Annotated in this window: 23 protein-coding genes; 13 read left to right on the forward strand and 10 right to left on the reverse strand. The window is 70.0% G+C overall.

Annotated features, from left to right (window positions below; all coding sequences use genetic code 11):
• Nucleotides 1–70 precede the first annotated feature (70 nt).
• Complete coding sequence (locus KYK13_RS36955; RefSeq protein ID WP_223639712.1) at nucleotides 71–451, forward strand: DUF3969 family protein; 381 nt, start codon at nucleotides 71–73, stop codon at nucleotides 449–451.
• Between the two features lie 8 nt (nucleotides 452–459).
• Here KYK13_RS36955 and KYK13_RS36960 read toward each other — a convergent pair whose 3' ends face one another.
• Nucleotides 460–1,317, reverse strand: a complete 858-nt coding sequence (locus KYK13_RS36960) for an SDR family oxidoreductase (RefSeq protein WP_223639714.1) — start codon at nucleotides 1,315–1,317, stop codon at nucleotides 460–462.
• Between the two features lie 49 nt (nucleotides 1,318–1,366).
• Entirely contained in the window at nucleotides 1,367–2,224 is an 858-nt protein-coding gene (locus tag KYK13_RS36965; protein WP_223639716.1) for an SDR family oxidoreductase, read from the reverse strand.
• Between the two features lie 108 nt (nucleotides 2,225–2,332).
• Between KYK13_RS36965 and KYK13_RS36970 the strand changes: the two genes are divergently transcribed.
• The 3 genes from KYK13_RS36970 to KYK13_RS36980 all read left to right on the forward strand — a co-directional run bounded on the left by KYK13_RS36970 (nucleotide 2,333) and on the right by KYK13_RS36980 (nucleotide 4,816).
• The gene (locus tag KYK13_RS36970) at nucleotides 2,333–2,743 is read left to right on the forward strand and encodes a helix-turn-helix domain-containing protein (protein ID WP_223639718.1); all 411 of its coding nucleotides are present in this window, start codon (nucleotides 2,333–2,335) and stop codon (nucleotides 2,741–2,743) included.
• A gap of 94 nt (nucleotides 2,744–2,837) precedes the next feature.
• Nucleotides 2,838–4,025: a GNAT family N-acetyltransferase gene (locus tag KYK13_RS36975; protein ID WP_223639720.1), complete on the forward strand. Its 1,188-nt coding sequence runs from the start codon at nucleotides 2,838–2,840 to the stop codon at nucleotides 4,023–4,025.
• 95 nt (nucleotides 4,026–4,120) lie between these two features.
• Entirely contained in the window at nucleotides 4,121–4,816 is a 696-nt protein-coding gene (locus tag KYK13_RS36980; protein ID WP_223639722.1) for a suppressor of fused domain protein, read from the forward strand.
• A gap of 21 nt (nucleotides 4,817–4,837) precedes the next feature.
• Here KYK13_RS36980 and KYK13_RS36985 read toward each other — a convergent pair whose 3' ends face one another.
• The gene (locus tag KYK13_RS36985; RefSeq protein WP_223639724.1) at nucleotides 4,838–6,829 is read right to left on the reverse strand and encodes a PAS domain-containing protein; all 1,992 of its coding nucleotides are present in this window, start codon (nucleotides 6,827–6,829) and stop codon (nucleotides 4,838–4,840) included.
• 201 nt (nucleotides 6,830–7,030) lie between these two features.
• Here KYK13_RS36985 and KYK13_RS36990 point away from each other — a divergent pair, with 201 nt between their 5' ends.
• Nucleotides 7,031–8,107: a dipeptide epimerase gene (locus KYK13_RS36990; protein ID WP_223639727.1), complete on the forward strand. Its 1,077-nt coding sequence runs from the start codon at nucleotides 7,031–7,033 to the stop codon at nucleotides 8,105–8,107.
• Nucleotides 8,108–8,111: 4 nt separating this feature from the next.
• On the opposite strand, the gene KYK13_RS36995 is transcribed toward KYK13_RS36990, so the two are convergent.
• A complete protein-coding gene (locus KYK13_RS36995) occupies nucleotides 8,112–9,296 on the reverse strand; it encodes a S41 family peptidase (RefSeq protein ID WP_223639730.1) in 1,185 nt (394 codons plus the stop codon).
• A gap of 122 nt (nucleotides 9,297–9,418) precedes the next feature.
• On the opposite strand from KYK13_RS36995, the gene KYK13_RS37000 reads away from it, so the two are divergent.
• Nucleotides 9,419–10,048: a response regulator transcription factor gene (locus tag KYK13_RS37000; protein WP_223639734.1), complete on the forward strand. Its 630-nt coding sequence runs from the start codon at nucleotides 9,419–9,421 to the stop codon at nucleotides 10,046–10,048.
• 4 nt (nucleotides 10,049–10,052) lie between these two features.
• On the opposite strand, the gene KYK13_RS37005 is transcribed toward KYK13_RS37000, so the two are convergent.
• The 5 genes from KYK13_RS37005 to KYK13_RS37025 are packed head-to-tail and all read right to left on the reverse strand — an operon-like array spanning nucleotide 10,053 to nucleotide 14,061.
• Complete coding sequence (locus KYK13_RS37005; RefSeq protein WP_223639737.1) at nucleotides 10,053–11,348, reverse strand: hypothetical protein; 1,296 nt, start codon at nucleotides 11,346–11,348, stop codon at nucleotides 10,053–10,055.
• Entirely contained in the window at nucleotides 11,345–11,767 is a 423-nt protein-coding gene (locus KYK13_RS37010) for a type II toxin-antitoxin system death-on-curing family toxin (RefSeq protein ID WP_223639739.1), read from the reverse strand. The genes KYK13_RS37005 and KYK13_RS37010 overlap by 4 nt, the downstream gene beginning before the upstream one ends.
• Nucleotides 11,764–12,090, reverse strand: coding sequence for a hypothetical protein (locus KYK13_RS37015; RefSeq protein ID WP_223639742.1), 327 nt, complete (start codon nucleotides 12,088–12,090; stop codon nucleotides 11,764–11,766). Before KYK13_RS37015 ends, KYK13_RS37010 begins: the two co-directional genes overlap by 4 nt.
• A gap of 20 nt (nucleotides 12,091–12,110) precedes the next feature.
• Complete coding sequence (locus KYK13_RS37020) at nucleotides 12,111–12,728, reverse strand: hypothetical protein (RefSeq protein WP_223639745.1); 618 nt, start codon at nucleotides 12,726–12,728, stop codon at nucleotides 12,111–12,113.
• Between the two features lie 40 nt (nucleotides 12,729–12,768).
• A complete protein-coding gene (locus tag KYK13_RS37025) occupies nucleotides 12,769–14,061 on the reverse strand; it encodes an AAA family ATPase (RefSeq protein ID WP_223639748.1) in 1,293 nt (430 codons plus the stop codon).
• A 117-nt stretch (nucleotides 14,062–14,178) separates the two neighbouring features.
• Here KYK13_RS37025 and KYK13_RS37030 point away from each other — a divergent pair, with 117 nt between their 5' ends.
• From KYK13_RS37030 to KYK13_RS37060, 7 genes are all read left to right on the forward strand, one after another.
• Complete coding sequence (locus tag KYK13_RS37030; RefSeq protein ID WP_223639751.1) at nucleotides 14,179–15,720, forward strand: MoxR family ATPase; 1,542 nt, start codon at nucleotides 14,179–14,181, stop codon at nucleotides 15,718–15,720.
• The gene (locus KYK13_RS37035; protein ID WP_223639754.1) at nucleotides 15,717–16,544 is read left to right on the forward strand and encodes a hypothetical protein; all 828 of its coding nucleotides are present in this window, start codon (nucleotides 15,717–15,719) and stop codon (nucleotides 16,542–16,544) included. The genes KYK13_RS37030 and KYK13_RS37035 overlap by 4 nt, the downstream gene beginning before the upstream one ends.
• The gene (locus tag KYK13_RS37040; protein ID WP_223639756.1) at nucleotides 16,541–18,250 is read left to right on the forward strand and encodes a M48 family metalloprotease; all 1,710 of its coding nucleotides are present in this window, start codon (nucleotides 16,541–16,543) and stop codon (nucleotides 18,248–18,250) included. Before KYK13_RS37035 ends, KYK13_RS37040 begins: the two co-directional genes overlap by 4 nt.
• Entirely contained in the window at nucleotides 18,250–18,813 is a 564-nt protein-coding gene (locus KYK13_RS37045) for a hypothetical protein (protein ID WP_223639760.1), read from the forward strand. Before KYK13_RS37040 ends, KYK13_RS37045 begins: the two co-directional genes overlap by 1 nt.
• Nucleotides 18,810–20,111 carry an AMP-binding protein gene (locus KYK13_RS37050; RefSeq protein WP_223639762.1) on the forward strand — a complete coding sequence of 434 codons (1,302 nt, stop codon included), beginning with the start codon at nucleotides 18,810–18,812 and terminating at the stop codon, nucleotides 20,109–20,111. The genes KYK13_RS37045 and KYK13_RS37050 overlap by 4 nt, the downstream gene beginning before the upstream one ends.
• 87 nt (nucleotides 20,112–20,198) lie before the next feature.
• Entirely contained in the window at nucleotides 20,199–21,209 is a 1,011-nt protein-coding gene (locus tag KYK13_RS37055) for an aldo/keto reductase (RefSeq protein ID WP_223639765.1), read from the forward strand.
• 140 nt (nucleotides 21,210–21,349) lie between these two features.
• Nucleotides 21,350–23,398: an ATP-binding protein gene (locus KYK13_RS37060; RefSeq protein WP_223639768.1), complete on the forward strand. Its 2,049-nt coding sequence runs from the start codon at nucleotides 21,350–21,352 to the stop codon at nucleotides 23,396–23,398.
• On the opposite strand, the gene KYK13_RS37065 is transcribed toward KYK13_RS37060, so the two are convergent.
• Nucleotides 23,399–24,193 (reverse strand): radical SAM protein, encoded by a 795-nt coding sequence (locus tag KYK13_RS37065; protein WP_223639771.1) that lies wholly within the window; start codon nucleotides 24,191–24,193, stop codon nucleotides 23,399–23,401.
• Nucleotides 24,194–24,256: the final 63 nt, after the last annotated feature.

The raw sequence follows: 24,256 nt of genomic DNA on the forward strand, positions 1-24,256 counted from the left end.
GATGTGAAGCAACGCGGGGGAGCCGTCCGTCAGGGACTGCTCCCCCGTGGTGTTTCCGGAGAGGACTCCAATGAAGGACACGTTGCCCCAGCCAACAACCATGACCCTTGAGGCGACCGGGCCTGAAGAGGCCCAGCGGCTGATCGCAGTGACTGCCCTGGGGATGTGCCGAGCGCTGACGCTGGGCACCCTGTCACCGACCTACGCTTGCGAGCGGCTTTTCGGGCCTGCGCTGCTGACCCGCCTCGAAGCGATGGAGGTACACCCCGAACTCCGTCACGCCATCCATCTGGCGACGGAGTTGGGAGATGTGGCCCGGCTGGCACCGGAAGCCCTGTCCGGCTCCATCGCGGAGATTGAGGGAAAACTCCATCAGGTGCTCGCGAGCCTTCCTCCTCCGTCGAGTGATGCCGCGAAGTGGCTCGTGAAGCCCTCTGTGCAGGGCACGTGAGTGCGACGTCACGCCTGCTTGAGCATGGCGGACAGTTCCTCGGCCAGGGTCTTGGTAGGGCGGCCGATGAGTCGGCTGAGCGTGCGGCTGGTATCGTTGAGGTCGCCCCGGGCGATTCCCTCGTCCGAGTTCGCCAGCACGTCCGCGTAGCCCTTGGGCAGGCCTGCCTGCTGGAGCGCGGCGGCGAAGTCAGCGGGTGGCAGGTCCTGGTAGGTCACGGTCCTGCCGGACTGGCGGGACAGTTCCGCTGTGTACTCCGCCAGCGTGAAGCCCGTGTCGCCCGCGAGTTCGTACACCTGGTCCTCATGGCCCGTGCCGGTGAGCACCGCGACGGCGGCGTCCGCGTAGTCCTGGCGGGTGGCGGGAGCGACGCGGCCGTCCTTCGCGCAGCCTCGGAGCACGCCCTGCGCCAGCGTGCGCTTCGCGGCCTCCGTGTAGTTCTCCAGGTACCAGCTGTGGCGCAGGAGCACGAACGGAAGCCCTGACGCGCGGATGGCCTTCTCCGTGTCCAGGTGCTCCCCCGCCAGCAGCATCCGCGACGTGTCCGCGTGCAGGATGCTCGTGTAGGCCAGCAGCTTCACGCCGGCCCGCTTCGCCGCGTCCACCACGGTCCGGTGCTGCTTGCGGCGTTGGCCCACCTCGCTGGAGGAGATGAGCAGCACCGTGTCTCCTTGCGAGAACACGCCGTCCCAGGTGTCCGGGTGGCCGTAGTCCGCCTGGCGCACTTGGATGCCGCGCGCGGCCCAATCCCCTGCCTTGTCCGGATTGCGCGCCACGACCGCGACCTGGTTCACAGGGACCTTCTTCAACAGGCCCTCGATGACGAAACGGCCCAGTCTTCCCGTTGCTCCTGTGACGACGATCATCGCGTCCTCCCACCCTGAGTGAGCCAGGGCGGGAGGAGAGGATCCGCAATCATCCCTGCTTCAGCGCCGCGCCAATCGCGTTCCCGAACGGCGCCGTGGGCCGGCCAATCAGACGGCTCAGCGTGCGGCTCGTGTCGTTCAGCTCCCCGCGCGACAGGCCCACGTCCGCGTCCGCCAGCGTGTCCGCGAAGGGCTTGGGCACGCCCACCTGCTGCAGCGCCGCGGAGTACTCCGCCGCCGGTAGGTCCACGTACTTCACCGGCTTGCCGGACTGCCGCGACAGCTCCGCCACGTACTCCGGCAGCGTGAAGCCCGCGTCACCCGCCAGCTCGTACACCTGGTTCTCGTGGCCCGCGCCCGTCAGCACCGCCACCGCCGCGTCCGCGTACTCCTCGCGCGTCGCCGTCGCCACCCGGCCGTCCTTCGCGCTGCCCTGCACCACCCCGTACTGGAGCGCCGGCGCGATGTGCTCCGTGTAGTTCTCCACGTACCAGCCGTTGCGCAGGAACACGTACGGGATGCCCGACGCGCGGATGGCCTCCTCCGTCGCCTTGTGCTCCCCCGCCAGCGACAGGCCGCTCGTGTCCGCGCGCAGGATGCTCGTGTAGGCCAGCAGCTTCACGCCCGCCTTCTTCGCCGCCTCGATCACCGCCTTGTGCTGCGGGAAGCGCTTGCCCACCTCGTTCGCGGAGATGAGCAGCACCGAGTCCCCCTTCCCGAACACCCCGTTCAGCGTCTCCGGGTGGTCGTAGTCCACCTGGCGCACCTGCACCCCACGCGCCGCCCAGTCCTTCGCCTTCTCCGGGTTGCGCACCGCCACCGCCACCTGGCTCGCCGGCACCTTCTTCAGCAGCCCCTCGACGACGAACCGGCCCAGCTTCCCCGTGGCTCCCGTGACAATGAACATGGCTCCGCCCTTTCCTTCCCGCGCCCCAGGCGCGAAATCGAACTGGCACTTACCCTAACGGGGGTACTCACTTTCCGTAAGTACGTACCTCATGGTAAGTATCACGTCATGAAGACACGCAAGGGCAGTCCACTGCTGGAGAAGGTGAAGCAGCGCGGGGACCTGTACGCGGCGGCGTGTCCCTCGCGCGGTGTCCTGGAGCACGTCACCAGCCAGTGGGGCGTGCTGGTGCTCGTCGCGCTCAAGGAGGAGGGCACCCACCGCTTCAGCGAGCTGCGCCGCAAGGTGGGCGGGGTGAGCGAGAAGATGCTCGCCCAGACGCTCCAGTCCCTGGAGCAGGACGGCTTCGTGCACCGGGAGGCCCACCCCGTGATTCCTCCCCACGTGGACTACAGCCTCACGCCCCTGGGCGAGGAGGTCGCCGTCCACGTGGAGGCGCTGACCACCTGGATCGAGGACAACGTGGCCCGGGTGATGTCCGCCCGCACCAAGGCCCCACCTCGCAAGAAAGCCTCCTGAGAGCCCCCCGGGCGGCCCCGGGCCTCCCTGCCCGGATGCCCTCCAACAGGACGAACGGGAGCGAAGGAGACAGGCCCGCGTTAAGACTGCTCCCGTGCCCGCCGACACCCCTCTGAAGGTCCGCATTCTCGATGCCATCCGCGATGTCCCGGCCGCCCAATGGGATGCCCTGGTCACCGACGGCGCGCCCCCCTTCGTGCGCCATGCGTGGCTGTCCGCCATGGAGGAGAGCGGCAGCGCCACCGAGGACACCGGCTGGGCCCCGCACCACCTGACGCTGTGGCGCGGGAAGAAGCTCGTCGCCGCCGCGCCCGCGTACCTCAAGTTCCACAGCATGGGCGAGTACATCTACGACTTCGGCTGGGCCAACGCCGCCGCCCAGCTGGGCGTGGAGTACTACCCGAAGCTGCTCGTGGGCGGCCCCCTGTCTCCCGCCACCGTGCCGCGCTTCCTCACCGCCCCCGGCGAGGACGCCGCGAAGCTGCGCCGCGCGCTCCTGGAGGCCGCCGTCCAGACAGCCCAGGAGCAGGACTGCTCCGGCGTGCACGTGCTCTACCCCACGGACGAGGAGGCGGACTTCCTGGAGGAGGCCGGGCTCGCGCGCCGCATCACGCTCCAGTTCCATTGGAAGAACCCGGGCTACCAGCGCTACGACGACTACCTGGCCCGCTTCGACTCCAAGCGCCGCAACCAGCTCAAGCGCGAGCGCGGCGCCGCGGCCACCCAGGGCATCCAGCTGCGCACCGTGCGCGGCGCGGACCTGACGCAAGAGCACGCCCGGCGCGCGTACACCTTCTACACGTCCACCTGCGAGCGCCATGCCTGGGGCCAGGTGCAGCTCACCCCGGGCTTCTTCGAGCGTGTCTTCCGCGACCTGCCTGACACCGTGGAGATGGTGGAGGCGGTGAGGGACGGGGAGGTCATCGCCGGGGCCTTCAACCTGGCCACGCCAGAGCGGCTCTACGGCCGCTACTGGGGCTGCACGGAGGAGCACCCCTTCCTGCACTTCAACGTCTGCCTGTATCACTCCGTGGACGACTGCATCCGCGCGGGCCGCAAGGTGTTCGAGCCCGGCGCGGGCGGCGAGCACAAGGTGTCTCGCGGCTTCGAGCCCACCGCCGTGCACAGCGCTCACCTGATTTTCGACAAGCGCCTGGACAAGGCCGTCCGGAGCTTCCTGCGCATGGAGCACGCGCGGCTGGCACCCGCGGTGGAAGAGGCGGAGCGCATCTGCGGCCTCAAGCCGTGGGGTGCGGCCTCTCCCGGGTCCACCGGCACCTGAAAAACCTGAACGTCTGTCCGCCAGCCCACCGGCCGGAGCGCATCGGGGCTCGGTTGAAGTTGTGAAATCGGGGTGAACCTCTAGAGTCCGCCCCCATGAAAGTCCCGGAGACCGACGAAGACTTCATCCAGTGGTACGAAGACTGCTGGGCTGACCGCGACGAGGTGGAGTACCCCAAGCTGTTCGGTGCCATCCGCGAGGAAGTGGACCTCCTCGAGGGCACCGGCGTGCTGGAGGGGTGGCTGGAGAGCGAGCTGGCCCAGGGCCAGGAGCTGGACCCCAACTGGCTGCCCATGGGCGTGCGCGTGGCGCCTCCCAGTGAGCAGTACCCGTACTGGACCTACGTGACGAGCGGCCTGTCCAACCCCTTCACGGTGGTCCCAGGGCAGGACCTGGCGGACGACGCCCCCAGCGGCCTGGGCTACGAGATGGTCATCCACACGCCCGAGGAGGAGCGCTGGCCCGTGCTGCGCCTCCTGGACATGATGGCCTACAACCTCGTGTGCGCGCGGCTGTTCGCCATGGGGCACCGCTACCCGGTGGACGGCACGCTCACCGGCGGTGACACCAAGCTCGCGGGCTTCGTGTTCGTGAAGGACGCCAACCGCCCCAGCCACTTCACCCTGCCCAGCGGCCAGGTGGAGCTGCTCACGCTGGTGGGCGTGACGAAGAACGAGATGGCCTTCGCGCGCTCCAACGGCATGGACAGCCTGATGAAGAAGCTGGCCGACCCCGCGAACCCGAGCACCGCGTACATCACGCGGCCGGAGCGCGACGAGGTGAAGCTGTAGTGCCCCCGGCTCGCCGCCGCGTCAGCCGGTACCGGTGCGCGGCGGCGAGGACTCCACCAGCGAGTGCAGGAGGCCCGGCTCGAAGGGCTTCTCGATGCGCGGCAGCGGCACGGCCTGGAGGAAGGCACGGGCGCGCTCCGTGAAGCTGCCGCCGGTCATGAAGACGAAGCGCGACAGGAGCTCCGGCCGGCGCCGTGACAGCTCCGCGTGCACGTCCATGCCGGTCAGGTCCGCCATCATCAGGTCGCAGAAGATGCGGTCGAAGGCGTCGTCCTCCTCCAGCAGCGTCAGCGCCTCCCGGCCGCTGTGCGCCACCACCACGTCGTGCTGCTTGCCCAGGATGCGCCGGAGCACCGAGGTGAGCTGCGGCTCGTCATCCACCACCAGCACGCGCTTGCGCGCGGCCGCGCCGTGCGCGCGCACCGCGGGGGCGACCGGGTGGATGAACTGCTCCGCGATGGGGAGCCTCACCTGGAAGGTGCTGCCCAGGCCGGGGATGCTGGTGGCTGTCAGCTCGCCGTGCATGCTGCGCACGAGCCCCAGGCAGATGGACAGCCCCAGGCCGCTGCCCTCCCCCACGGGGCGCGTGGTGAAGAACGGCTCGAAGGCGCGCTGGAGCACCTCCGGCGTCATGCCCAGGCCGGTGTCGGACACCTCCGCCAGCACCCACGCGCCCTCGCGGCGGGTGGTGAGCGTCACGCGGTGCCGGTCGAACGCGCCGGAGGGGATGGCGTGCGCGGCGTTGATGAGCAGGTGGAGGAACACCTGGCCCAGGCGCGACTCGTGCGCCAGCGCGTGCGGCACCTGGCCGTAGTGGCGCTCCACCTGGGCGCGGCTTCGCAGGTGGGTCATCGCCATGGAGATGCCGAACTCCAGCGCCGCGTGCACGTTCACGGGCTCCAGGCGCAGCTCGTCCGCGCGGGCGAAGCTCTGCAGGTCGCGCACGATGACGCGGATCCGCTCCGCCCCCTCGCGCGCCTCGCGCAGCGCCTCCAGCGCCTCCCCCAGCACGTCCTGGAGGCCGGGGCGGCGGGCGAGCGGCGTGAGCTGCTCCACCGCGAACTGGAGGTTGCCGGTGACGTAGGACAGGGGGTTGTTGATTTCATGGCCCACGCCCGCGGCCAGCTGGCCCGCCATGGCCAGCTTCTCCGACTGCACCAGCCGCTCGCGCGCGGCCATGAGCTCGTGCGTGCGGCGCTGGGCCAGGGCCTCCGCCTCCAGGCGGCCGGAGTGCTCACGGGCGAGCAGCGCGTCGCGCTCCGCCTGCACGCGCTTCTTGTCGGTGATGTCGCGCGCGTAGGTGGAGACGTTGCGGCCGCTGGACCAGGTGTGCACCTCGTGCCAGCGGTCGCGCCCGGTGCGCAGCTCGAAGAGGCGGTAGCTCTCCTCGGCGGCCACCTCGCGCAGCGTGCGCTCGAAGGGGGTGCCGCACAGCTCCGGGCACACATCCCACAGCACGCGGCGGAAGAGCGCTTCTTGCGTGCGGCCGGTGAGCGCGGCGGCGTTGCGGTTCACGTAGGTGAGGCGCCAGTCCGTGTCCACGGTGAAGAAGGCGTCCGGCATGCTCTCCAGCACGTCGCGCACCCAGTCCAGCGTCTCGCGCAGCCCCTCCTCCACCCGCTGGGCGCTGGTGATGTCGCGCAGGCGCAACAGCACCCCGTCCCGCAGCGGCACCGCGGTGCCCTGCAGCAGGGCGTTCCCTTCGCTGAAGTGGTCCGCGTGCGGCCGGCCGGACTCCACCACCTGGCGCAGCAGGTCCATGTGTCCGGCGATGCCGTCCTTCGAGGACACCTCGCTCAGGCGCCGGCCGCGCAGCAGCTCCGGCCCCTGCCCCAGCGCGCGGGCAGCGGCGGGGTTCGCCCACAGCCACTCGAAGTCGACGATGGGTCCTCCCGGCGAGCGCACGGCGCGCAGCACCATGCACGCCTCCGGGTGTTCGCGCTCGGCCTCCTCCAACGCGGCCAGGAGCGCATCCGGGAGCGGCAGGGCCACGGTCGTCTCGGTCGCGGACATCCCAGCTCCTCGAGGCCCCGGCGACTGCCCACCCCCGGGGAGCCCGCATGTCGTCACGAATCGGACGGCGGCTCAAGCCAACCCCAGTCTTCGTATCTTTCTTAACCTTCGTGAATTGCTAGGAAAATCACTTGAGTCTGGAGGTGATTCCACGAAGGGCTCCCTTCCGGGTATGGGCGTCAGCCACACTCCTTCCCGCCCATGCGCCCTACGTACATCACGCACGTCGCGTTCGAAGCGCTGCACCTGCCCCTGACGGAGCCGTTCGCCATTGCCACGGGCGCGCAACACGCGGCGGAGAACGTGCTCGTGCGCGTGACGCTCGCGGACGGCACCGTGGGGCTGGGCGAGGCGGCGCCCTTCACCGCGGTGAGCGGGGAGACGCAAGCGAGCACGCTGGCCGCGCTGGAGCCGGTGCGGGGGCTGCTCGTGGGGCGTGATGCCCGGGCGTGGCGGCCCGCGTCGGAGGCGCTGGGGGATGTGCTCGCGCTGGCGCCGGCCGCGCGGTGTGGGGTGGAGATGGCGCTCCTGGATGCGCTCACGCGGCACCACCGGCTTCCGCTGTATGCCTTCTTCGGCGGGGCGGGGACGGAGCTGGACATCGACATGACGGTGACCGCCGGGGATGTGGCGCACGCGGTGGCGTCCACGCGGGCCATCCTGGGGCGGGGCATCGACACGTTGAAGGTGAAGGTGGGCGCGCTGGACCCGGACGCGGACGCGGCGCGGCTGGTGGCCATCCACCAGGAGGCCCCGAAGGCGCGGCTCTTCGCGGACGCGAACGGGGGCTACGACGTGGCGGAGGCGCTGGCGTTCCTCAAGGAGCTGGAGCGCGCGGAGGTGCCGCTGTCGCTCTTCGAGCAGCCGGTGCCGCCGTCCGACGTCGCGGGGCTGGCGGAGGTGACGCGCCGCTCGAAGGTGCCGGTGTGCGCGGACGAGTCAGCGCGGTCGGTGAAGGACGTGCTGCGGCTCATCCGTGAGAACGCGTGCCACGGCATCAACATCAAGACGATGAAGTGCGGGATGGTGGAGGCGGTGACGATGTGGAGCCTGGCCCGCGCGGCGGGGCTGGAGCTGATGGTGGGCGGCATGGTGGAGAGCGTGCTCGCGATGAGCGCGTCCGCGCACCTGGCGGCGGGGCTGGGCGGCTTCACCTACGCGGACCTGGACACGCCGTTGTTCATCGCGAGCCACCCGTTCCAGGGCGGAGGCCGGTACACGGGCTCGCGGCTGACGTTGGACCCGGACGCGCCGGGGCACGGCGTCACGCTGCGCTGAGACCTCACTTCACCCGGGACGCGGCCACGTCGAGCGCCTTCTCTCTCTGCGGATCCGCGCCGGCCGCGTAGGGCAGCGCGTCCGGGACCTCCACGTCCACCGGCACGCCCACGCCCTCCAGCCGTTCGCCGTCCACCTTCACGTCCATGACGGCGAGGTAGAGCAGGTCCCCATTGGACAGCTTCTGCGGCCCACCGCCCAGCACCGCGCCCGCGGTGCGCTGTCCCACGAGCGTGGCCAGTTGGTGGCGCTTCATCGTGAAGGCCACCAACTCCTTGCCGCTGCGCGAGTTGCCATTGACGAGCAGCACCACCGGCTTGCGCCAGGACGGCGTGAAGGGGTGTGCCTTTCCATCGCGGCTGGTGCTGACAAGCTGGGGGAGCTGCGGGTTGAAGAGGTTGACGAAGGCGGGATTGCAGCCGCCCCAGCCGTCGCGGAAGTCGACGACGAGCGCGTCCGCCTCCGCGAACGTGGACTGGAGTGCTTCCTCCAGGGCCTGCTGGTACTCGTCGCCGGTGCACGCGTAGACGTGCTGGTAGGCGACGCGGTGGCCCTGGCGCTCCACGACCTTCCCGCTGGCCTTCTGGAACGCGAGCCACTCCTGGCGCGGGTTCACGCGGTGGGGCGTGACGGTGAGCGACAGGGGTTCTGCGCCCTTCACGCGCTCCACGGTGAGGCGCGTGGCCCTGCCCGCGCGGTTCGTGAAGGAGTGCCAGGGATGGAAGGGCGCGCCCTCCACGGCGACGAGCCGGTCCCCGCGCAGGAGGCCCGCCCTGGCGCCGGGGCCCTCCGCGAAGACGTGGCGGACGAAGAAGCCCTCCGGGGTCTCCACCACGTCCACGCCGATGCCGGTGGCCTCCACCTTCTTCTGCTTGAGGAAGGTCTGGAAGATGGCGGACACCTCCGCGTGGCCGGGGCTCTCCTTGGGGTAGTAGGCCGTGTGCGAGGCCTTCAGGTCCGCGAGCGCCGCGTTCGTGCGCCGGGCGAAGTCCTCCGCGTCCTTCGCGCCGGCGGCGTAGTCCTGGTGCGCGTCCGCCCAGGCCTCACCCTTCGCGGCGTCGAGGAAGCGGGTGCGCACGAGGGTGACGATCTCCTCGCCTCGCTTCGCGTAGGGGGATGTCGCGGCCTGGGCACTGCTCCCGACGAAGAGCAGCCCCGCCACCCACCACCGCGCTGTCCGGACCGCCATGCGCACACCTCCCGTGAGGACTTCACGATTCTTCACAAGAGCGCGTCCCGGAGGGAAGGGAGGGCGTCCTGGCGCCGTGCGGTGTGGCGAACGGTGCGGGCGCGGTTAGGGATGAGGGGCTCATGTTGGATGCGCCCTCGTCATCGCCCAGGCTCATGCTCGTGTCGGAGGACCCCCTGGCCCGGGGTGCGCTCGCACGGGTGCTGAGCGACCAGGCGGAGGCCTGGACGGTGGTGGCGGCCGGCACGCAGGAGGAGCTGGAGTCGGCCAGGGGCGAGCCGCCCGACGTGGTGCTCTGGGACACGGGCCTGCGGTTGGAGGAAGGCGCGGCGCCGGACCTGGGCGCGCCGGTGCTGGCGCTGGTGGCGGACGAGGCGGCAGGGGAGCTGGCGCTGGGCGCGGGCGCGAAGGGGCTGCTGTTCCGAGACGTGGCGCCGGGGATGCTGGGGGCCGCGCTGCACGCGGTCGCGCGAGGCCTCACCGTGTTCGAGCCGGGCCTGGCCCAGGTGCGCGCCGCGCCCAGGAGCACGGCCCCGTCGGGAGCCCCAGGCCCGGACACGCTGACGCCGCGCGAGCGCGAGGTGCTGGGCCTGTTGGCGGAGGGCCTGTCGAATAAGGCCATCGCGGACCGGCTCGACATCAGCGAGCACACCGCCAAGTTCCACGTGAACGCGGTGCTGGCCAAGCTGGGCGTCCAGCGCCGCACGGAAGCCGTGGTGCGGGCGGCGCGGATGGGATTGGTGACGCTCTAAGCGCTCAGGGGGCGATGAGGGCGTTCAGGCTCTTCCATTCATCATCCAGGGAGGCCTGCACGAATTCACGAACGACGGATGGCAGGGGCCACGATTCCCCCCTTGGGAGCGAGGAGACGGCCTGGAGCATAGCCCGGGCATGTTCGTAGTCCCGAGCCACCTGGGCGAGCTTCGCCTTGTCGTCCATCAACTCCGCGCCCTGCTGCATCTGGTTGAGTCCCGCGAAGTGGTCCACCAATGCCGAGCCCGCGACGGTGCGCTCTCCCAGGGCGAAGAGCACCTGCCCCAGTCGGATCCGTTCCTCGGTGGAGAGACGCTCCTTCGTCGCCTCCACCCGCTTCTTCAGGTGCAAGGTCGCATCCAGGGACAACGAAACCGCGGCTGCCTGGAAGAGGAGGGAGGGCCGCGGAGTGATGCCCGTGGACTCCAGGCGTCGTTTCGCGGCGGCACCCGCATGGGCCAGTGAGGTGCGGCGAAAGTGCGGGAGGGCCGCGATCCGCTCCAGCGCCTGGATGTCCTCGCGTGTGAGCGGCGCTTCTTGCGATGATTCCCCCAGCAGAAGGAGCAACGGTCCCTCGGATGCGCCCGTTTCGGAGGGGAGCGCGTCGAGCTTGCGCCGCACCACCTCGCGAGCTTGATGCCGCACCTCCGCCAGTGCGTCCTCGCCGGAACGGGAACGGAAATAATCATGGGCGGCGAGCAGCAGGTCGCGGTCCTCCAGTTCCGAGACATGCGCCGCGAGCCACTGCTGCTGTGCGTCCGAGGCCTTGTCCGCGAGCGCCGCCGTGAAGCGGACCTCCATGGACTGAGACCGTTCCCACACCTTGTCGACGAAGGACTTCAGGTCAGGAAGGGGCTCCGGAAACCCGTTGGCGTCCCTGAGGTCCGGACGTCCCGCGCGATTCCACGCCTCAATCAAAGCCTCTCGCCAGCCCGGCGCCAGCACCTGGCGACGTTGCTCAACGAGCTCCGCGAGCACCACGATCTCCGGCTGTTCGGGGGCCAGCGCACGAAGCCGGGCCACCGTTCGGGCGGCTTCGTCCAGCGCCCCCAGTTCCATCAGCACGCAGGTCTGGACCTTCAGCGCCCCCAAATGCTGGGGAGCCTCCTCCAGCACCACGGCAAGCTCCGTGAGAGCCAATACCAACTCACCCGCCCAGACATGGGTCACAGCCTGCTGGACCTTTGCGTCGGCGCGTTTCTGGAGCGCTTCTGCATTCGCGACCGAGCGCCACCAGGCGACACCGACGAGGAGCAGGCCCAGGGCCAGCAGGGACAGGGCCCGCATCAGAGCCTTCATCGGACGCGAAGCTCGCGGAGATGTTCGACGACCCAGAGGAACACCGCCTCGACGTCCTTGACGCGATTGTCGGAGATGGCCATCACCAGCGCCTCCGCTTCATCAATCGTGGCGTCCACCTCCAGGCCCATGCACGCCAGGGCCTCGCACATGGCGAGCCAGGCGATCCGCTTGTTCCCATCCACGAAGACCTGCTTCGTCGCGATGTAGAAGAGCAGGTAGACAGCGTACATGAGCCCCGGGACCGCTTCCGGCGGGGCGCCATACTCCTCCGCCGTCCAGGCAGCGCCCAGGGTCGCGCCAGGGCCCAGCGCATCGCGGACGCCCACCCTTCCACCGTGCGCTGCGATGCCCTTGGCCTGCAACTCCTGAAGCCGGGGCAGACTGCAGAACCGGTCATACGGCTGGGCGTCACTCATTGGGCAAGCCTCCGCAGCAGTTCACTCCACTTCCGCAAAGCGTGCGCGTCCCGCTCCTCCGCGGGAGGAACCGGCACGTCGGCGCCTTGCTCGCGGATCCAGATGAGCCGGGGCTTGGGCCCCATGACGACCATCGCGGAGACCTCTCGCAAGCGGGAGGCCTGCTCCACCTGCTGCGCCGTGACGGTCACCGTGAGGCTCCCGCCCTCCGGCCGCGCAATCTGGATCGCTGGCGTGTTCGACACGCCGGGATCGATCCCTTCGACGATGCCGTGAACCACTTCCAGGTGAGGCAACACCACGATTCCCTCCTTGAGCGTCATCGGCCTGGACTTGAGCCAACCTACGCCTTCTTCCTGCGGGCCCCAGACTGAGTCTTCCGCGTCCCCAAAGCAGACGAGGCTTCCGCACGAGCAAGGCCCACCTGGTTGCTGCCTGCGGACCACTTTCGGCCTTCGCGCGACTCCCAAGCACGTACCGCCCGAGCCACCAGGGGAGCTTTGTCCTCCAGATAGTCGAGCGTCACACGTCTCTGCTCGTACTCCTTCAGCCACTGCCTCCGATACCGGACGACTCGCTCATCGTGGTCCAACCCCAGCAGGCGAAGCGTGTCGGCGGCCCGCTTCCGCAATCGGGGCGGGCAGCTCGCTGTCACCTGAAGCTGAAGCGATGGGAGGAGGAGCGCGAACCAACCATCCTTGATGGCGAAGGGATCCAGCAGGCGAGTGGAGACCAGTGCCTGCTTCCGGCTGTTGAGCCATCCGGCGGTGTACCGGAAGTTCTTCCATTCGTAGGCGAGCCGCCGGTTCTCATCGATAGAGATGAAATGATCGACGGTGCCTGGCGAGCCCAGGTACATCGCGGTGTAGGCACAACGCTCGACGAAGGCTTCCGCGAGTTGCGCATTGCAGCGCTGCCAGTAGGCAGGTGGCCGGCCAGGAGCCTTCGGATTGCGGCGCAACCATTGAAGTCCGGGCCCTCGCACCCGCGAGTCGAAGTCCTCAGGCTCTCTTCCTGGAACGCACCGGACCACGGTTGCCTCCCCCATCGCGAGCAACGACCCACCGGGGCCAGAACGGATCCTGCTCAGGGAGCAGGCGTCTCAGCTCAGCGTCGATCTCCTTCAGCGTCCCCACGCCCTCGCGCTCGCCTCGCATGTAGGCCTCGGCGGCCTCCACCGCGCGTTCAGCCTCCAAGGCACGCGCTTGAGTCAGCCCCATGACAGGCGACGTGAGCCAGTCATTCGCATCTCCCTGCTTCGCCCAGGGGAGCTGCCGCAGGTTCACGTGTCCCTTGTCGAGTTGGAACAGGAAGAGGGCGTCCTGCTCGTCGTCGAAGAATGGCTCCAACGATGCCAGAACCAGGGGGGAGTGAGTTGTCAGAAATGTCTGGACTGAGGTTTCGCGTGCAAGACCATCAATGACCTGGATGAGCGAACCCACGATGCGGCGCTGCCAATGTGGATGCAGGTGGGTCTCCACCTCGTCCACCAACAGGATGAAGCGGGGGTCGCGCGGCCTCCCGAGGAACTCCGAGGCCTGGGTGTGTTCGTGCCATGCCCAGACGATGAGATAGGCCAATCCGAGAATGCGCCGCATCCCCGCCGAAGCGTGCACCACCGGAATGGTGCCATAGGGCATGTCGATGGTCGGGTAGTCCTGGACGTCTTCCACTGCCAGGCGCGTAGGCCGTCCAGGCCGAATGGGTTCATCCCGGGGTGAGAGTTGCTCCAGGGCTCGCTGCAACATCTGGAACGGCGATCGTGCCGAGCCATCGTCCTGCAACTGCCAGGTCAACCAGTCCCGGACGAGCCCGTTACAGACCGTCTTGCCCTCGAACTTCAGGCCCCCCCACAGGTCCTGCGGAGAGAAGTGGAAGGCATCAGGTCTGCGCAGCAGGTCCGGATCCGAACGGGACGTCTTGTGCCAGTAGTTCCGCGCAGGGTCCCAGACGGAGAAACTTCCGTCGACACGCGCATAGACGGTCAGGCCCGGCATGGTCGGGCGCCCTTCTGGCCAGGGCCACAGCTGCCGTTCCGGATCGAAGTGGCTCGTCTTGGTCGACGCTCGCTGCGACTTACCCGTCAGGGTCCATTCAATCTGACGCCGCTTCGCGCCGCGATGCGGCCACGCCGGCAAACCGGGCCACGTTCCGGTCAGGCTCCACCATGCCACGTCGAGCAGGAAGCTCTTGCCCAACCCATTGTCGCCCGTCAGGACGTTCAGCCGAGGTGCGAACTCGACGTCCAGGCGAGGCGCGGGGCCAACCCCCTGAAGGTGAAGCGCTCGGAGCATGCGCCGACACTTAGCGCATCCCGTCCGTACCGCCCACTTCCGAAAGCCCGGATGGAGGGGGAGCACCCATCCAGCGCACACCCGCCTCACCCTCCCGCTGCTACACTCCGCGCCTCCATGGCCAACCAGGATTGGGTCTCGCGCCTGCTCACCGGGCGCGCGTCGGCGGACAAGGGCCTCAGCGTCCACCTCTCCGAGCGCGACGGCGGCAGCCTCCACGACAAGATGCGGCAGGCGTATTGGTGGATCACCAACAACGCCGTCATCTGCCCCTACTACGACATCGAGTTCGGCGGCAGCGCCGCGCTCAAGAACACCGCCGGGGACGAGGTCCACCTCCCGGAGGACATGAGCTACAGCTCCTTCGTCCTCATCCCGCTGCTCACCCTCTTCACCTGCCGCCGCGCGCTGCTCGTGGGCGGCCCGGGCCGCGGGAAGACCACCTCCGCCATCCTCATGGCCCTGCTCTCCGGCATGGGCCGCGAGGACGTGCACCGGGGCATCCAGCGCGGACATCCGCAGCTGTCCATCGCGGACCTGCTCGGCGCGCCGCTGCCGTCCGACATGCTCAAGGCGGAGGACCTGTCCGCCGTGAAGGTCAGCTGGCGCAAGTGGATTGGCCAGCGCGTGAAGATTGTCGACGAATACAACCGCATCCCCACCAAGACCCAGTCCGCCCTGCTGTCGCTGTTGGGCGAGGGCTACGCGGAGATGATGGACCAGTACGTCTACACCGGCCGCTCGTCCTGGTTCCTCACCGCCAACGACGACCAGGGCGGCGGCACGTTCCAGGTCATCGAGGCGCTCAAGGACCGCCTGGACGTCGTCGTGCGCGCCGTGCCCTTCAACTCCGGCTTCGTGGACACGCTGCTCCAGCGCATCGAGTCCGACAAGTCCCCGGAGGAGCTGCTCCCCAAGGACATCGTCTTCACGCCCGGCGAGCTGGAGAAGGCCTACAACGCCATCCTCGCCGTGGAGGTGCCCAAGGGCGTGCTGGAGCGCGTGGCCTTCTTCCTGGGCCAGCTGGACTTCTGCCGCATGGCGTCTCCGCGCTTCGAGTTCAAGCACAAGGACACGCTGAAGCTGGCCGGGCAGACCGTGTCCGCCGTGTGCAACGAGCAGTGCCCGCTGGACAAGAAGGTGCACCTCTGCACGCAGACGGAGAACGGCACCAGCGTGCGCGCGTATCAGACCATCCTCCACTTCGCGAAGGCGCTCGCGTTCTTCCGCGGCCACCGCGTGGCGGAGCTGGAGGACTTCCGGCAGATCATCCCCTGGGTGCTGCACGAGAAGCTCACCCCCAACGCGCGCAGCCCCTTCTTCGAGGTGAAGGGCAACAAGATGCTGCTCCAGGACCGCGTGGCGTGGATCCGCAACATGTTCGACATGGCCATGGCCCGCTACGGCACCCACGCGCCCGTGCGCCAGAAGGTCGCAGCCCTGCGCACCGAGCTGGACCAGGGCCTGTCCGGCGTGGACCTGCGCACCACGGAGAAGCGCCTGTCCACCGTCACCGCGCTGATGAACGAACTGATGACCCGCCAGGAGTTGTCCGGCCCGGTGTACGAGGACCTCATCCACTTGAAGTCCCTCTACAGCCGCTACCGCAACTACGCGACGTGGCTGAAGGAGAACCCGGGCGGTCAGGGGCAGCCATGAGCGATTTCGTCAAGGACCTGGAGAACGAAGCCCGCGGCCGGTTCGTGCGCTGGGACCGCGCGCTGTGGAGCGCCTTCCTCAACGGGCCCGTGGTCCGCATGGGCCGGGGACTGGCCAGCGGTGACGCCGCTGCCGGCGAGGAGGTGCTGCGCAACTACATGCGCCTGGGCGCGGAGGGCATCGGGCTGGGCTACCTGTACCCGGAGTCCGCCGGGCGGGAGAACTTCTTCACGCTCGCGTGGCGGGAGCTGCTGCCGCGCCTGTTGCCGGCCCTGCGCCAGGAGGAGCAGGCCCGGGCGCTCGCGCGCATGTGGAACCTCAGCGAGAACCTGGAGTCCGCGCCGCCCTGGGTGCAGCGGCTGTTCTGCCGCCTGGGCGCGAAGCTGACCTCGCTGGAGAACCTGGAGGGCCACCTGCACGGCATCGCCAACGCGGCGATGGAGCCTCCCACCCAGGCGCTGGGCGACACGTCCACCGCGAAGTGGGTGGACCTGTCCCAGGAGGACGCGCGCTTCATGCCCGGGGAGATGCACTTCCTGGCGCCCGCCATCGTCTGCGTGCACGACCGCCACCGCGCCACCGCCGCGGGCGGACGCGACGCGGCCACGCAGGGCGTGTGGCTGGTGGAGAAGCCCGTGCTCCTGGGCTCCATGGGCTGCACCGAGCGGCTGGAGCCCGCGACGGGCAAGCCCTCCAAGGCGCTCACCTCGCTGGCGCAGCGAGACCCTCGCGCGGGGGACTGGTACAGCACCCTTCACAACGAATGGCGCGCGGTGGCCACGATGCAGACGTCCCAGTGGCTGGCGGTCATCCTGCCGACATGAGCGCGGGCGCGGCCTTCACGCCAGAGGATGTAGAGCGGTGCTGGCGCGACGCGCTGGCGCTGTGGGACGTGCACGTGCAGCTGAGCCCGCCCGAACCGCACCAGCCCTTCCCTCCCGGCGAGGCCGCGCCGGATGAACCGCTCGCGTACATCGACCTGGTGCGCCGGCAGGTGTTCGTCCACTTCGACCTGCTCGTCCGCATGGGCGCGCGCGACAGCCTCACCGCCGTGCTGGCCCACGAGATTGGCCACCACGTGCGCTTCCCGCACACGCTGGGCTGGGACGCGGAGCTGCGCGTGATGGAGCAGCGCCTCATCCCCGGCCTGGGCCAGTCGCTCACCAACCTGTTCTTCGACCTCCAGGTGAATGAGTTCGTGGGCCGCACCCACGCGGAAGCGCTGTGCCAGGTGTACCGGGGCTTCCTGCGCACGCCCGACGGGCGAGAGAAGAACAAGGACCCGCGAAAGAAGAAGGATGGCGGCACGGGAGGCCCATCCCCGCTGTTCTGCTTCTACCTGGCCATCTACGAGGAGCTGTGGCGCCGCGAGCCCGGATACCTGGTGCCCGAGGACCTGCTGCCGAAGCTGGAGGAGGCCTACCCGGGCTTCCGCGCGCAGGCGCGCATGTTCGTGCAGACCTTCTACGCGCTGCCCGACCCGCGCCTGCAGTTCCTCTACTTCTGCGCCACGTTCATCCGCTTCATCGACGTGCCCTCTGAAGTGGCCTTCTGCCTGCCCATGGGCGGAGACATCTCCCCTCCGGACGAGGGCGACCTGGACGCGGCGGTGCAGTCCGGCGAGCGGTGGGGGGACGTGCTGGACGAGGCCCGCGCGAAGGGCTGGCTGGACGACTCGCACGACACGAAGGAGTCGGATCCGCTGGAGACCATCCGCCGCGTGACGGCGCACCTGCCCGGCAAGGATGGCGGCAGGCTGCGGCGGGCGCTGGTGGCCCGGTACTACCGGCGGCTGGTGGACCAGTACATCCTCAAGCTGCCCGCCTCACCCGCGAAGCCTGAGCCCTACCTGCGCACGATTCCGGAGGCGTGGGAGTACGGCGACGACCCGTCCACCATCGACTGGACGCTCACGGTGATTTCGCAGGGCCCGCTCGCCGCGGTGTCCCCGCTGCGCCGCGAGCTGGAGGCGGACCTGCCGCCGCCGTCGGAGCTGGGCGTGCCCGCGCTCGAAATCTACCTGGACACCAGCGGCTCCATGCCCAACCCGGAGCAGCAGCTCAACGCGATGACGCTGGCCGCGCAGGTGCTGTCGGCCTCCGCGCTGCGCAAGGGCGCCCGGGTGCGCGGCATCGTCTACTCGGCGGACAACCCCATCGTGTCCCCGTGGATGTACGACGAGGAGACGGCGCGCGACTTCTTCTTCCACTACATCGGCGGAGGGACGTGGTTCCCGGTGGAGGTGATGGAGGAGCTGTCCCAAGAGGAGCCGGACGCGCTGCGGGTCGTCATCTCCGACAGCGACTTCCTGCACAACATGCGGCAGGAGGGAGCGCTGCCGGGGTTCGCCCGCGCGATGGAGCGCTCGCGCCGGGTGGTGGCCTTCCTCGCGCTACCGGACGACGCCGCCGCGCGGCAGGCTTTGGCGCCGGTGGTGGGGAGCCCGCGCTTCCGGATCGCCACCGTGCAATGGATGTCTGACTTTGGCCGTGCCGCCGCGGCGCTGGCCGATGCCCTGTTGGAGAAATGATGGCCGTCTCGATTCCCCACCTCCGTGAGCAGCTCGCGGCCACGCCCATCGTGTCGCCGTATCCGTATGACCTGGCGGTGGCCATCGTCTGCGACACCTTCCGCATGGCCAGCCAGCGCCCCCCGTCCGAGGCAGAGTGGGAGAAGCTGGAGCAGCGCCTGAAGAACCCGCTGTTCCGCGAACAGGTGGGCATGCTCGCGCACGTGCTGGTGTCCTCGGACCTGCGCAAGAAGACGGCGCTCTACCTCGGCCCGGACCGCACCCCGCAGGCGCGGCTCCAGCAGTTCTTCGAGGAGGTGCACCCGCTCACCGCGGAGATGGTGCGCTCCAACGCCTTCCGCCAGGAGGAGTTCCTGCGCAAGTGGCTGGCGGCCCTGGGCGCGGACATCGAGGGCGAGACAGAGGCCGAGTCGAGGCGCCGCCTCAAGGACCTGGACTACCGGCAGGCCGTGACGGACCTGCGCAAGGTGGAGGAGGCGCGCAAGAAGGAGGCGGACCGGCGCCAGCAGATGCTCGAAGAGGCCCAGCGCAAGGAAGCCGAGGCCCGGGGCTGGCGCGAGTGACGCTCGGGGTCGCGCCCAAGGCCCGCATCCGCCGCGACAGCCACACGCAGCGCCCGCACCTGCCCTGGGCGCTGGACGTGGCGGAGGGCCTGGCGCGCGGAGTGGCCACGGTGGACGAAGCCGCCGCCCGCGCGGAATTGGAAGCGCGCCTGCCGGCCTTGCGCGAAGCGCTCCGGGGCTCGCCCTACTACGTGCGCGTGCTGCGCGAGTCCGGCCTGCACCCGGGGGACCTGCGCCGCCTGGAGGACCTGCGGCACTTCCCCGCGCTGGACCGCGCCACGCTCGCGCGCCACTGGGAGGACGTGCCCGTGCTGCCCGCCACGTCCGACGAATGCGTGGTGGTGAGGAGCTCCGGCACCACCGGCGACCCGGTGAACGTGCTGCGGGACCGGCGAGACTGCCTGCTCATGTGGGCCGTGCTCCGCTTCTTCACCGAGCGCACCCGCACCGCGCCGCCCCCGCGTCCGCGCGTGGTGTTGCTGGACGCGCTGCCGGGAGGCCTGGAGTACTCCGTGCGCCTGCCGCTGTTCCACGACGGCGCCCTGCACCGCGTCTCCGTGCTGCGCGACGACGCCGCGGCGCGCCTCCAGCGGGTGAAGGCCTCGGTCGTCTTCTCCGACCCGGAGGGGCTGCGGTGGCTCCTGGCCCATCCGGAGGTGCCCTCGCCCCGGCTGGCGCTCACCTCCGCGCAGCACCTGCCGCGGACGCTGCGCGAGGCGTGGAGGCGGGAGCGCGGCGTGCCCCTCCTCAACTACTACGCCGCCATGGAGACGGGACCGCTCGCGTGGGAGTGCCTGGAGGACGCGAACCCGGGCCGCTTCCACGTGCTCACGCCGGACGTCTGGTTGGAGCCGGACGGGGACGAGGTGGTGGTGACGCGGCTGCGGCCCAGCGTGCTGCCGCTCCTGCGCTACCGGCCCGGAGACACCGGCACCGTGCGGCGCGACGCGTGCGCCTGCGGCTTCCACGGCTGGACGCTGACGGGGTTCGGTGGACGCGGGGCCTGCGCGTTCCATACGCCCTCGGGGCGCGCGGTGGACGCGTGGTCGCTGGCCTGGGTGTTCAAGCATCATCCGCTGCGCGCGTTCCGGCTGACGCAGGTGACGCGCGAGCGCTTCACGCTGGAGCTGTCAGGCGCGCCCCCGGACGGCGTGGCGGCGCTGTGCGAGCGGCTCACCGCGGCGCTGCGCAACCTGGGGTGGGAAGCGCCCGTGGTGGAGGCCGCTCCCGTGGCGGGGGGGCTGGCACCGGCCGCCAAGCCGCTCCCCTTCCGCTGCGAGCTGGCGCCTCCTGGATGAGCCGGGCCTCCGCCCGGCCGTTTGCCCTGGATTCCCGCGCCCCGCGTGAAGATTCTCCCTGGGGAAGTGCACCCGCACGGAGGTCACATGGAGACTCGGAAGCTGGGCAGGCAGGGCCTCACCGTTTCGGCGCTGGGCCTGGGCTGCATGGGCATGTCGGACTTCTACGCGGGCCGTGACGACGCGGAGTCGGAGGCCACGCTGCTCCATGCGCTGGAGCGGGGCATCACCTTCTTCGACACGGCGGACGCCTACGGCCCCGGCCGCAACGAGGAGCTGGTGGGCCGCGTGCTGGGCCCCCACCGCCAGCGCATCGTCCTGGCCACGAAGTTCGGCCTCGTGCGCGACCCGGCCAATCCCCAGTCGCGCGGCGTCAACGGCCGGCCTGAGTACGTGAAGCAGGCGTGCGACGCGAGCCTGAAGCGCCTGGGAATGGACGTCATCGACCTGTACTACCTGCACCGGGTGGATCCGAAGACGCCCATCGAGGACACGGTGGGCGCGATGGCGGACCTGGTGAAGGCCGGCAAGGTGCGCTTCCTGGGGCTGTCGGAGGTGAACTCGGAGACGCTGCGCCGCGCGTGCGCCGTGCACCCCATCACCGCGCTCCAGTCGGAGTACTCGCTGTGGAGCCGCGATCCGGAGGACGGCGTGCTCCAGACGTGCCGCGAGCTGGGCGTGGGCTTCGTGCCCTACAGCCCGCTGGGCCGCGGCTTCCTCACCGGCCAGTTCAAGCGCTTCGAGGACCTGCCGGAGGACGACTACCGCCGCCACTCGCCCCGCTTCCAGGGGGAGAACTTCCAGCGCAACCTGAAGCTGGTGGAGCACATCGACCGGCTCGCGACGCAGAAGGGGTGCACGCCCGCGCAGCTCGCGCTCGCCTGGGTGCTGTCGCGCGGCGAGGACGTGGTCCCCATCCCCGGCACCAAGCGCCGCAAGTACCTGGACGACAACCTGGGCGCGCTGAACGTGAAGCTCACGCAGAAGGACCTGGCGGACATCGAAGCCATCGCGCCACCGGGCGTGGCCGCGGGCGAGCGCTACCCCACCGCCATGCAGGGCTTCGTCCAGGCAGACAAGCAGAAGGAGGCACGCTGACGGAGGCCCCGCAGGCCCATCCGCCCCGCGCATCCATGAATGCCCCCATCCCATCCGCCCCGCCGCATCCTCCGGCGCCGCCTTCTCCCGGGCCTCCGGACACGCCTCGGGTGCTCCGGAAGGAGGAGGGCCCCGCATGGGTGCGCTACGCGCTGGCCGTGGTGAGCGTGGGGGTGGCCTTCGTCGTCCAGAGGGCCCTGTGGCCCTTCATGGTGAACACCCCGTACCTGGCCTTCTTCGCCGCCGTCGTGTTCTCCAGCTGGCGGGGAGGCTGGGGACCGGGGCTCGTGACCACCGGGCTGTCGCTGCTCCTGGTGCAGTACTTCTTCCTGCAACCCCTGGATGAATGGCGGCTGGCGCCGGGCACCCTCGTCCCGCTGCTCTTCTTCCTCGCGCTGTGCCTGTTCGCGATGACGCTGAACGCGCGCCTGCGCAGGGCGAACGCGGAGCGAGCGGACCTGCTGGAGCGTGAGCGCGCCTCCCGCGCCGCCGCCGAGTACGAACGCGCGCGCCTGCATGAGCTGTTCATGCACGCCCCCGCGCACCTGGCCATCTTCCGCGGCCCCCAGCACGTCTTCGAGCTGTCCAACCCCCTCAACTCCGCGCTGCTGGGCAATCCGGAGCGGATCCTGGGCCTGCCCGCGCGCGAGGTGGGTCCGAGGGAGGAAGCGGAGCAGGTGGCTCGCATCCTCGACCAGGTCTACACGACGGGAGAGGCCTTCGTGGGCCGGGAGGTGCACCTCAAGCTGCCGCAGCCGGATGGCTCCATCCGCGAGTACATCTTCGACGTCACGTACACGCCCACGCACGACATGCACGGGCAGGTGGACGGCATCGCCGGCTTCGGCTTCGACATGACGGACGTGGTGCGCGCCCGCGCGCGGGCGGAGCAGCTGGCGCGCGAGCTGTCGCACAACGAGGAGCACCTGCGCATCCTCGCGGGGGCCAGCTCCTTCCTGGCCACGTCGCTGGACTATCACGCCACGGTGCACAACGTGGTGCGCCTCGCGGTGCCCACGCTGGCGGACTGGTGTCTCATCGACTCGGCGCTGGAGGACGGCTCCTTCCAGCGCATGGAGGTGGAGCACGCGGACACGGAGCCGGCGTCGCTCGCGGAGCCGCTGCGACTGCGCATGACGTACGTGTCGGGCCTCTCCCAACTGGTCGGCACGGTCCCGCTGCTGCACGGCCAGCCCTTCTTCATCGAGAACTTCAGCGACGACCTCCTCCCGCAGCTCACGAAGGACCCGGAGCGCATCGCGTTGCTCCGGCAGCTGCGCATCCGTTCGCTGGTGGTGGTGCCGCTGGTGGCCGGGGAGCGTTTGCTGGGGCTGCTCAGCTATGTCACCACGCACCGCTCCGGCCGGAGCTACACGGCCGCGGACCTGCCCTTCCTCCAGGAGCTGGCCAACCGCGCCGCGCTCTCCATGGAGAACGCGAGGCTGTACCGCGAGGCGCGCGAAGCGGTGCACCTGCGCGACGAGTTCCTGGGCATCGCGAGCCACGAATTGAAGACGCCGCTCACGCCGCTCAACCTCAAGCTGCAGGCGCTGCGGCGCGAGCTGGACCGCACCCCCGGCCCGGTGCCGCGGGAGCTGGTGGAGCGATACCTGGACGTGGGCTCGCGGCAGCTGAAGAAGCTGGCGGAGCTGGTGAACGACCTGCTGGACGTGTCGCGCATCGCGGCCGGACGGTTGTCGCTGGAGTGCGCGCCCGTGGACCTGGTGGAGCTGGTGCGAGACGTGGTGGCCGCCTACGAGGGCCCCGCCGCGCGCACCGGCTCCGCGCTCCAGTTGGAGTGCGAGGGCGCCGTGATGGTGGGCATCTGGGACCGGCCGCGCCTGGAGCAGGTGGTGGTGAACCTGGTGGACAACGCCATCAAGTACGGCCAGGGGCGCCCCATCCAGGTCCGCCTGGAGACGCGAAACGGCAAGGCGGCGCTCACGGTGCGGGACCAGGGCATCGGCATCGCGGAGGAGTCGCTGCCGCGCCTCTTCGGCCGCTTCGAGCGAGCAGTGAGCGACCGGCACTACGGCGGCCTGGGCCTGGGCCTCTACATCACCCGCACGCTGGTGGAGGCCATGGGCGGCACGGTGCACGTGGAGAGCCGCCTGGGCCAGGGCTCCATCTTCACCGTGGAGCTGCCCCTGCCCCAGCCATCCGCGGAGGCTGGGGCCCCGGCGCCCTGATCAGGTCGCGGCGCGGACACGCGGCAGCTGCGCGTGGGGTTCCCAGGGGCCACTGGACCCCAGGCAGTGGCGGCAGGTGGCGAGCGGCGCGTCCCGCTCCAGGTAGGCCAGCAGGCGGGTGAGCAGGTCCGGCTCATCGAGCGACACGCTGTCGCGCTCCGCGAGCGAGGGCAGGTGCGGGTGCTCCGCGGCGAGGACGGTGGCGACGTGGGGCGGCCGGGTGCAGAGGTAGAAGCGGCCCTGGTGGACCAGGTGGCAGCGCTGCTTGAGCCAGCACTTCGCGAAGACGTCCTGGACCTCCGCGTCGGACGCGAGCGGCGCGTCCGGGGTGATGCGCTGGAAGCGGTCGATGGCCTTCACCGTGAGGTGGACGCCGTGCCGGTCGCAGCGTTCGGTGATGCGGGCGATGGAGCGCTCGGGCAGGGGCGCGGACGTGTAGAACGACAGGGTCATCCGGTCGAGCCGTTCGTACACGGCGTCGGGGGCGCTCTGGGCGAGGAAGCCGTTGGTGGTGACGGACACCTGTTCGGAGAGGCCAGAGGCGCGCACCACGTCCAGTACGGCGGGCAGATCCGGATGGAGGAAGGGCTCACCGCCGGTGAGCTTGAAGACGTTGGGCTTGAGCACGCGCGACAGGCGGCGCAGGTCCTCGGCGAGCGCTTGCGGTGACACGGCCCACGCGGGCAGGTGCGGCGACAGCGGGCAGCACTGCGCGCAGCGCAGGTTGCAGTGCGTGGTGACGTGCGTCTCCAGGGACCAGGTGAGGACGCGGCTGTCGTGGAGCTCGTAGCGCACGGGGCGGGAGTCTAACCGCCCCCCCCAGCCCTGGGGCCCGTATCCCTCTCCATGCGCCGGGGC

The organism is Corallococcus sp. EGB (assembly GCF_019968905.1).
Classification (GTDB): Bacteria; Myxococcota; Myxococcia; order Myxococcales; family Myxococcaceae; genus Corallococcus.

Excerpts from the sequence above, each read along its gene's own strand:
- KYK13_RS36955 (WP_223639712.1), top strand. The coding sequence starts at position 71 with ATGAAGGACACGTTGCCCCAGCCAACAACCATGACCCTTGAGGCGACC.
- KYK13_RS36960 (WP_223639714.1), bottom strand. The coding sequence starts at position 1,317 with ATGATCGTCGTCACAGGAGCAACGGGAAGACTGGGCCGTTTCGTCATC.
- KYK13_RS36965 (WP_223639716.1), bottom strand. The coding sequence starts at position 2,224 with ATGTTCATTGTCACGGGAGCCACGGGGAAGCTGGGCCGGTTCGTCGTC.
- KYK13_RS36970 (WP_223639718.1), top strand. The coding sequence starts at position 2,333 with ATGAAGACACGCAAGGGCAGTCCACTGCTGGAGAAGGTGAAGCAGCGC.
- KYK13_RS36980 (WP_223639722.1), top strand. The coding sequence starts at position 4,121 with ATGAAAGTCCCGGAGACCGACGAAGACTTCATCCAGTGGTACGAAGAC.
- KYK13_RS36985 (WP_223639724.1), bottom strand. The coding sequence starts at position 6,829 with ATGTCCGCGACCGAGACGACCGTGGCCCTGCCGCTCCCGGATGCGCTC.
- KYK13_RS36990 (WP_223639727.1), top strand. The coding sequence starts at position 7,031 with ATGCGCCCTACGTACATCACGCACGTCGCGTTCGAAGCGCTGCACCTG.
- KYK13_RS36995 (WP_223639730.1), bottom strand. The coding sequence starts at position 9,296 with ATGGCGGTCCGGACAGCGCGGTGGTGGGTGGCGGGGCTGCTCTTCGTC.
- KYK13_RS37000 (WP_223639734.1), top strand. The coding sequence starts at position 9,419 with ATGTTGGATGCGCCCTCGTCATCGCCCAGGCTCATGCTCGTGTCGGAG.
- KYK13_RS37005 (WP_223639737.1), bottom strand. The coding sequence starts at position 11,348 with ATGAAGGCTCTGATGCGGGCCCTGTCCCTGCTGGCCCTGGGCCTGCTC.
- KYK13_RS37010 (WP_223639739.1), bottom strand. The coding sequence starts at position 11,767 with ATGAGTGACGCCCAGCCGTATGACCGGTTCTGCAGTCTGCCCCGGCTT.
- KYK13_RS37015 (WP_223639742.1), bottom strand. The coding sequence starts at position 12,090 with ATGACGCTCAAGGAGGGAATCGTGGTGTTGCCTCACCTGGAAGTGGTT.
- KYK13_RS37025 (WP_223639748.1), bottom strand. The coding sequence starts at position 14,061 with ATGCTCCGAGCGCTTCACCTTCAGGGGGTTGGCCCCGCGCCTCGCCTG.
- KYK13_RS37030 (WP_223639751.1), top strand. The coding sequence starts at position 14,179 with ATGGCCAACCAGGATTGGGTCTCGCGCCTGCTCACCGGGCGCGCGTCG.
- KYK13_RS37035 (WP_223639754.1), top strand. The coding sequence starts at position 15,717 with ATGAGCGATTTCGTCAAGGACCTGGAGAACGAAGCCCGCGGCCGGTTC.
- KYK13_RS37040 (WP_223639756.1), top strand. The coding sequence starts at position 16,541 with ATGAGCGCGGGCGCGGCCTTCACGCCAGAGGATGTAGAGCGGTGCTGG.
- KYK13_RS37045 (WP_223639760.1), top strand. The coding sequence starts at position 18,250 with ATGGCCGTCTCGATTCCCCACCTCCGTGAGCAGCTCGCGGCCACGCCC.
- KYK13_RS37055 (WP_223639765.1), top strand. The coding sequence starts at position 20,199 with ATGGAGACTCGGAAGCTGGGCAGGCAGGGCCTCACCGTTTCGGCGCTG.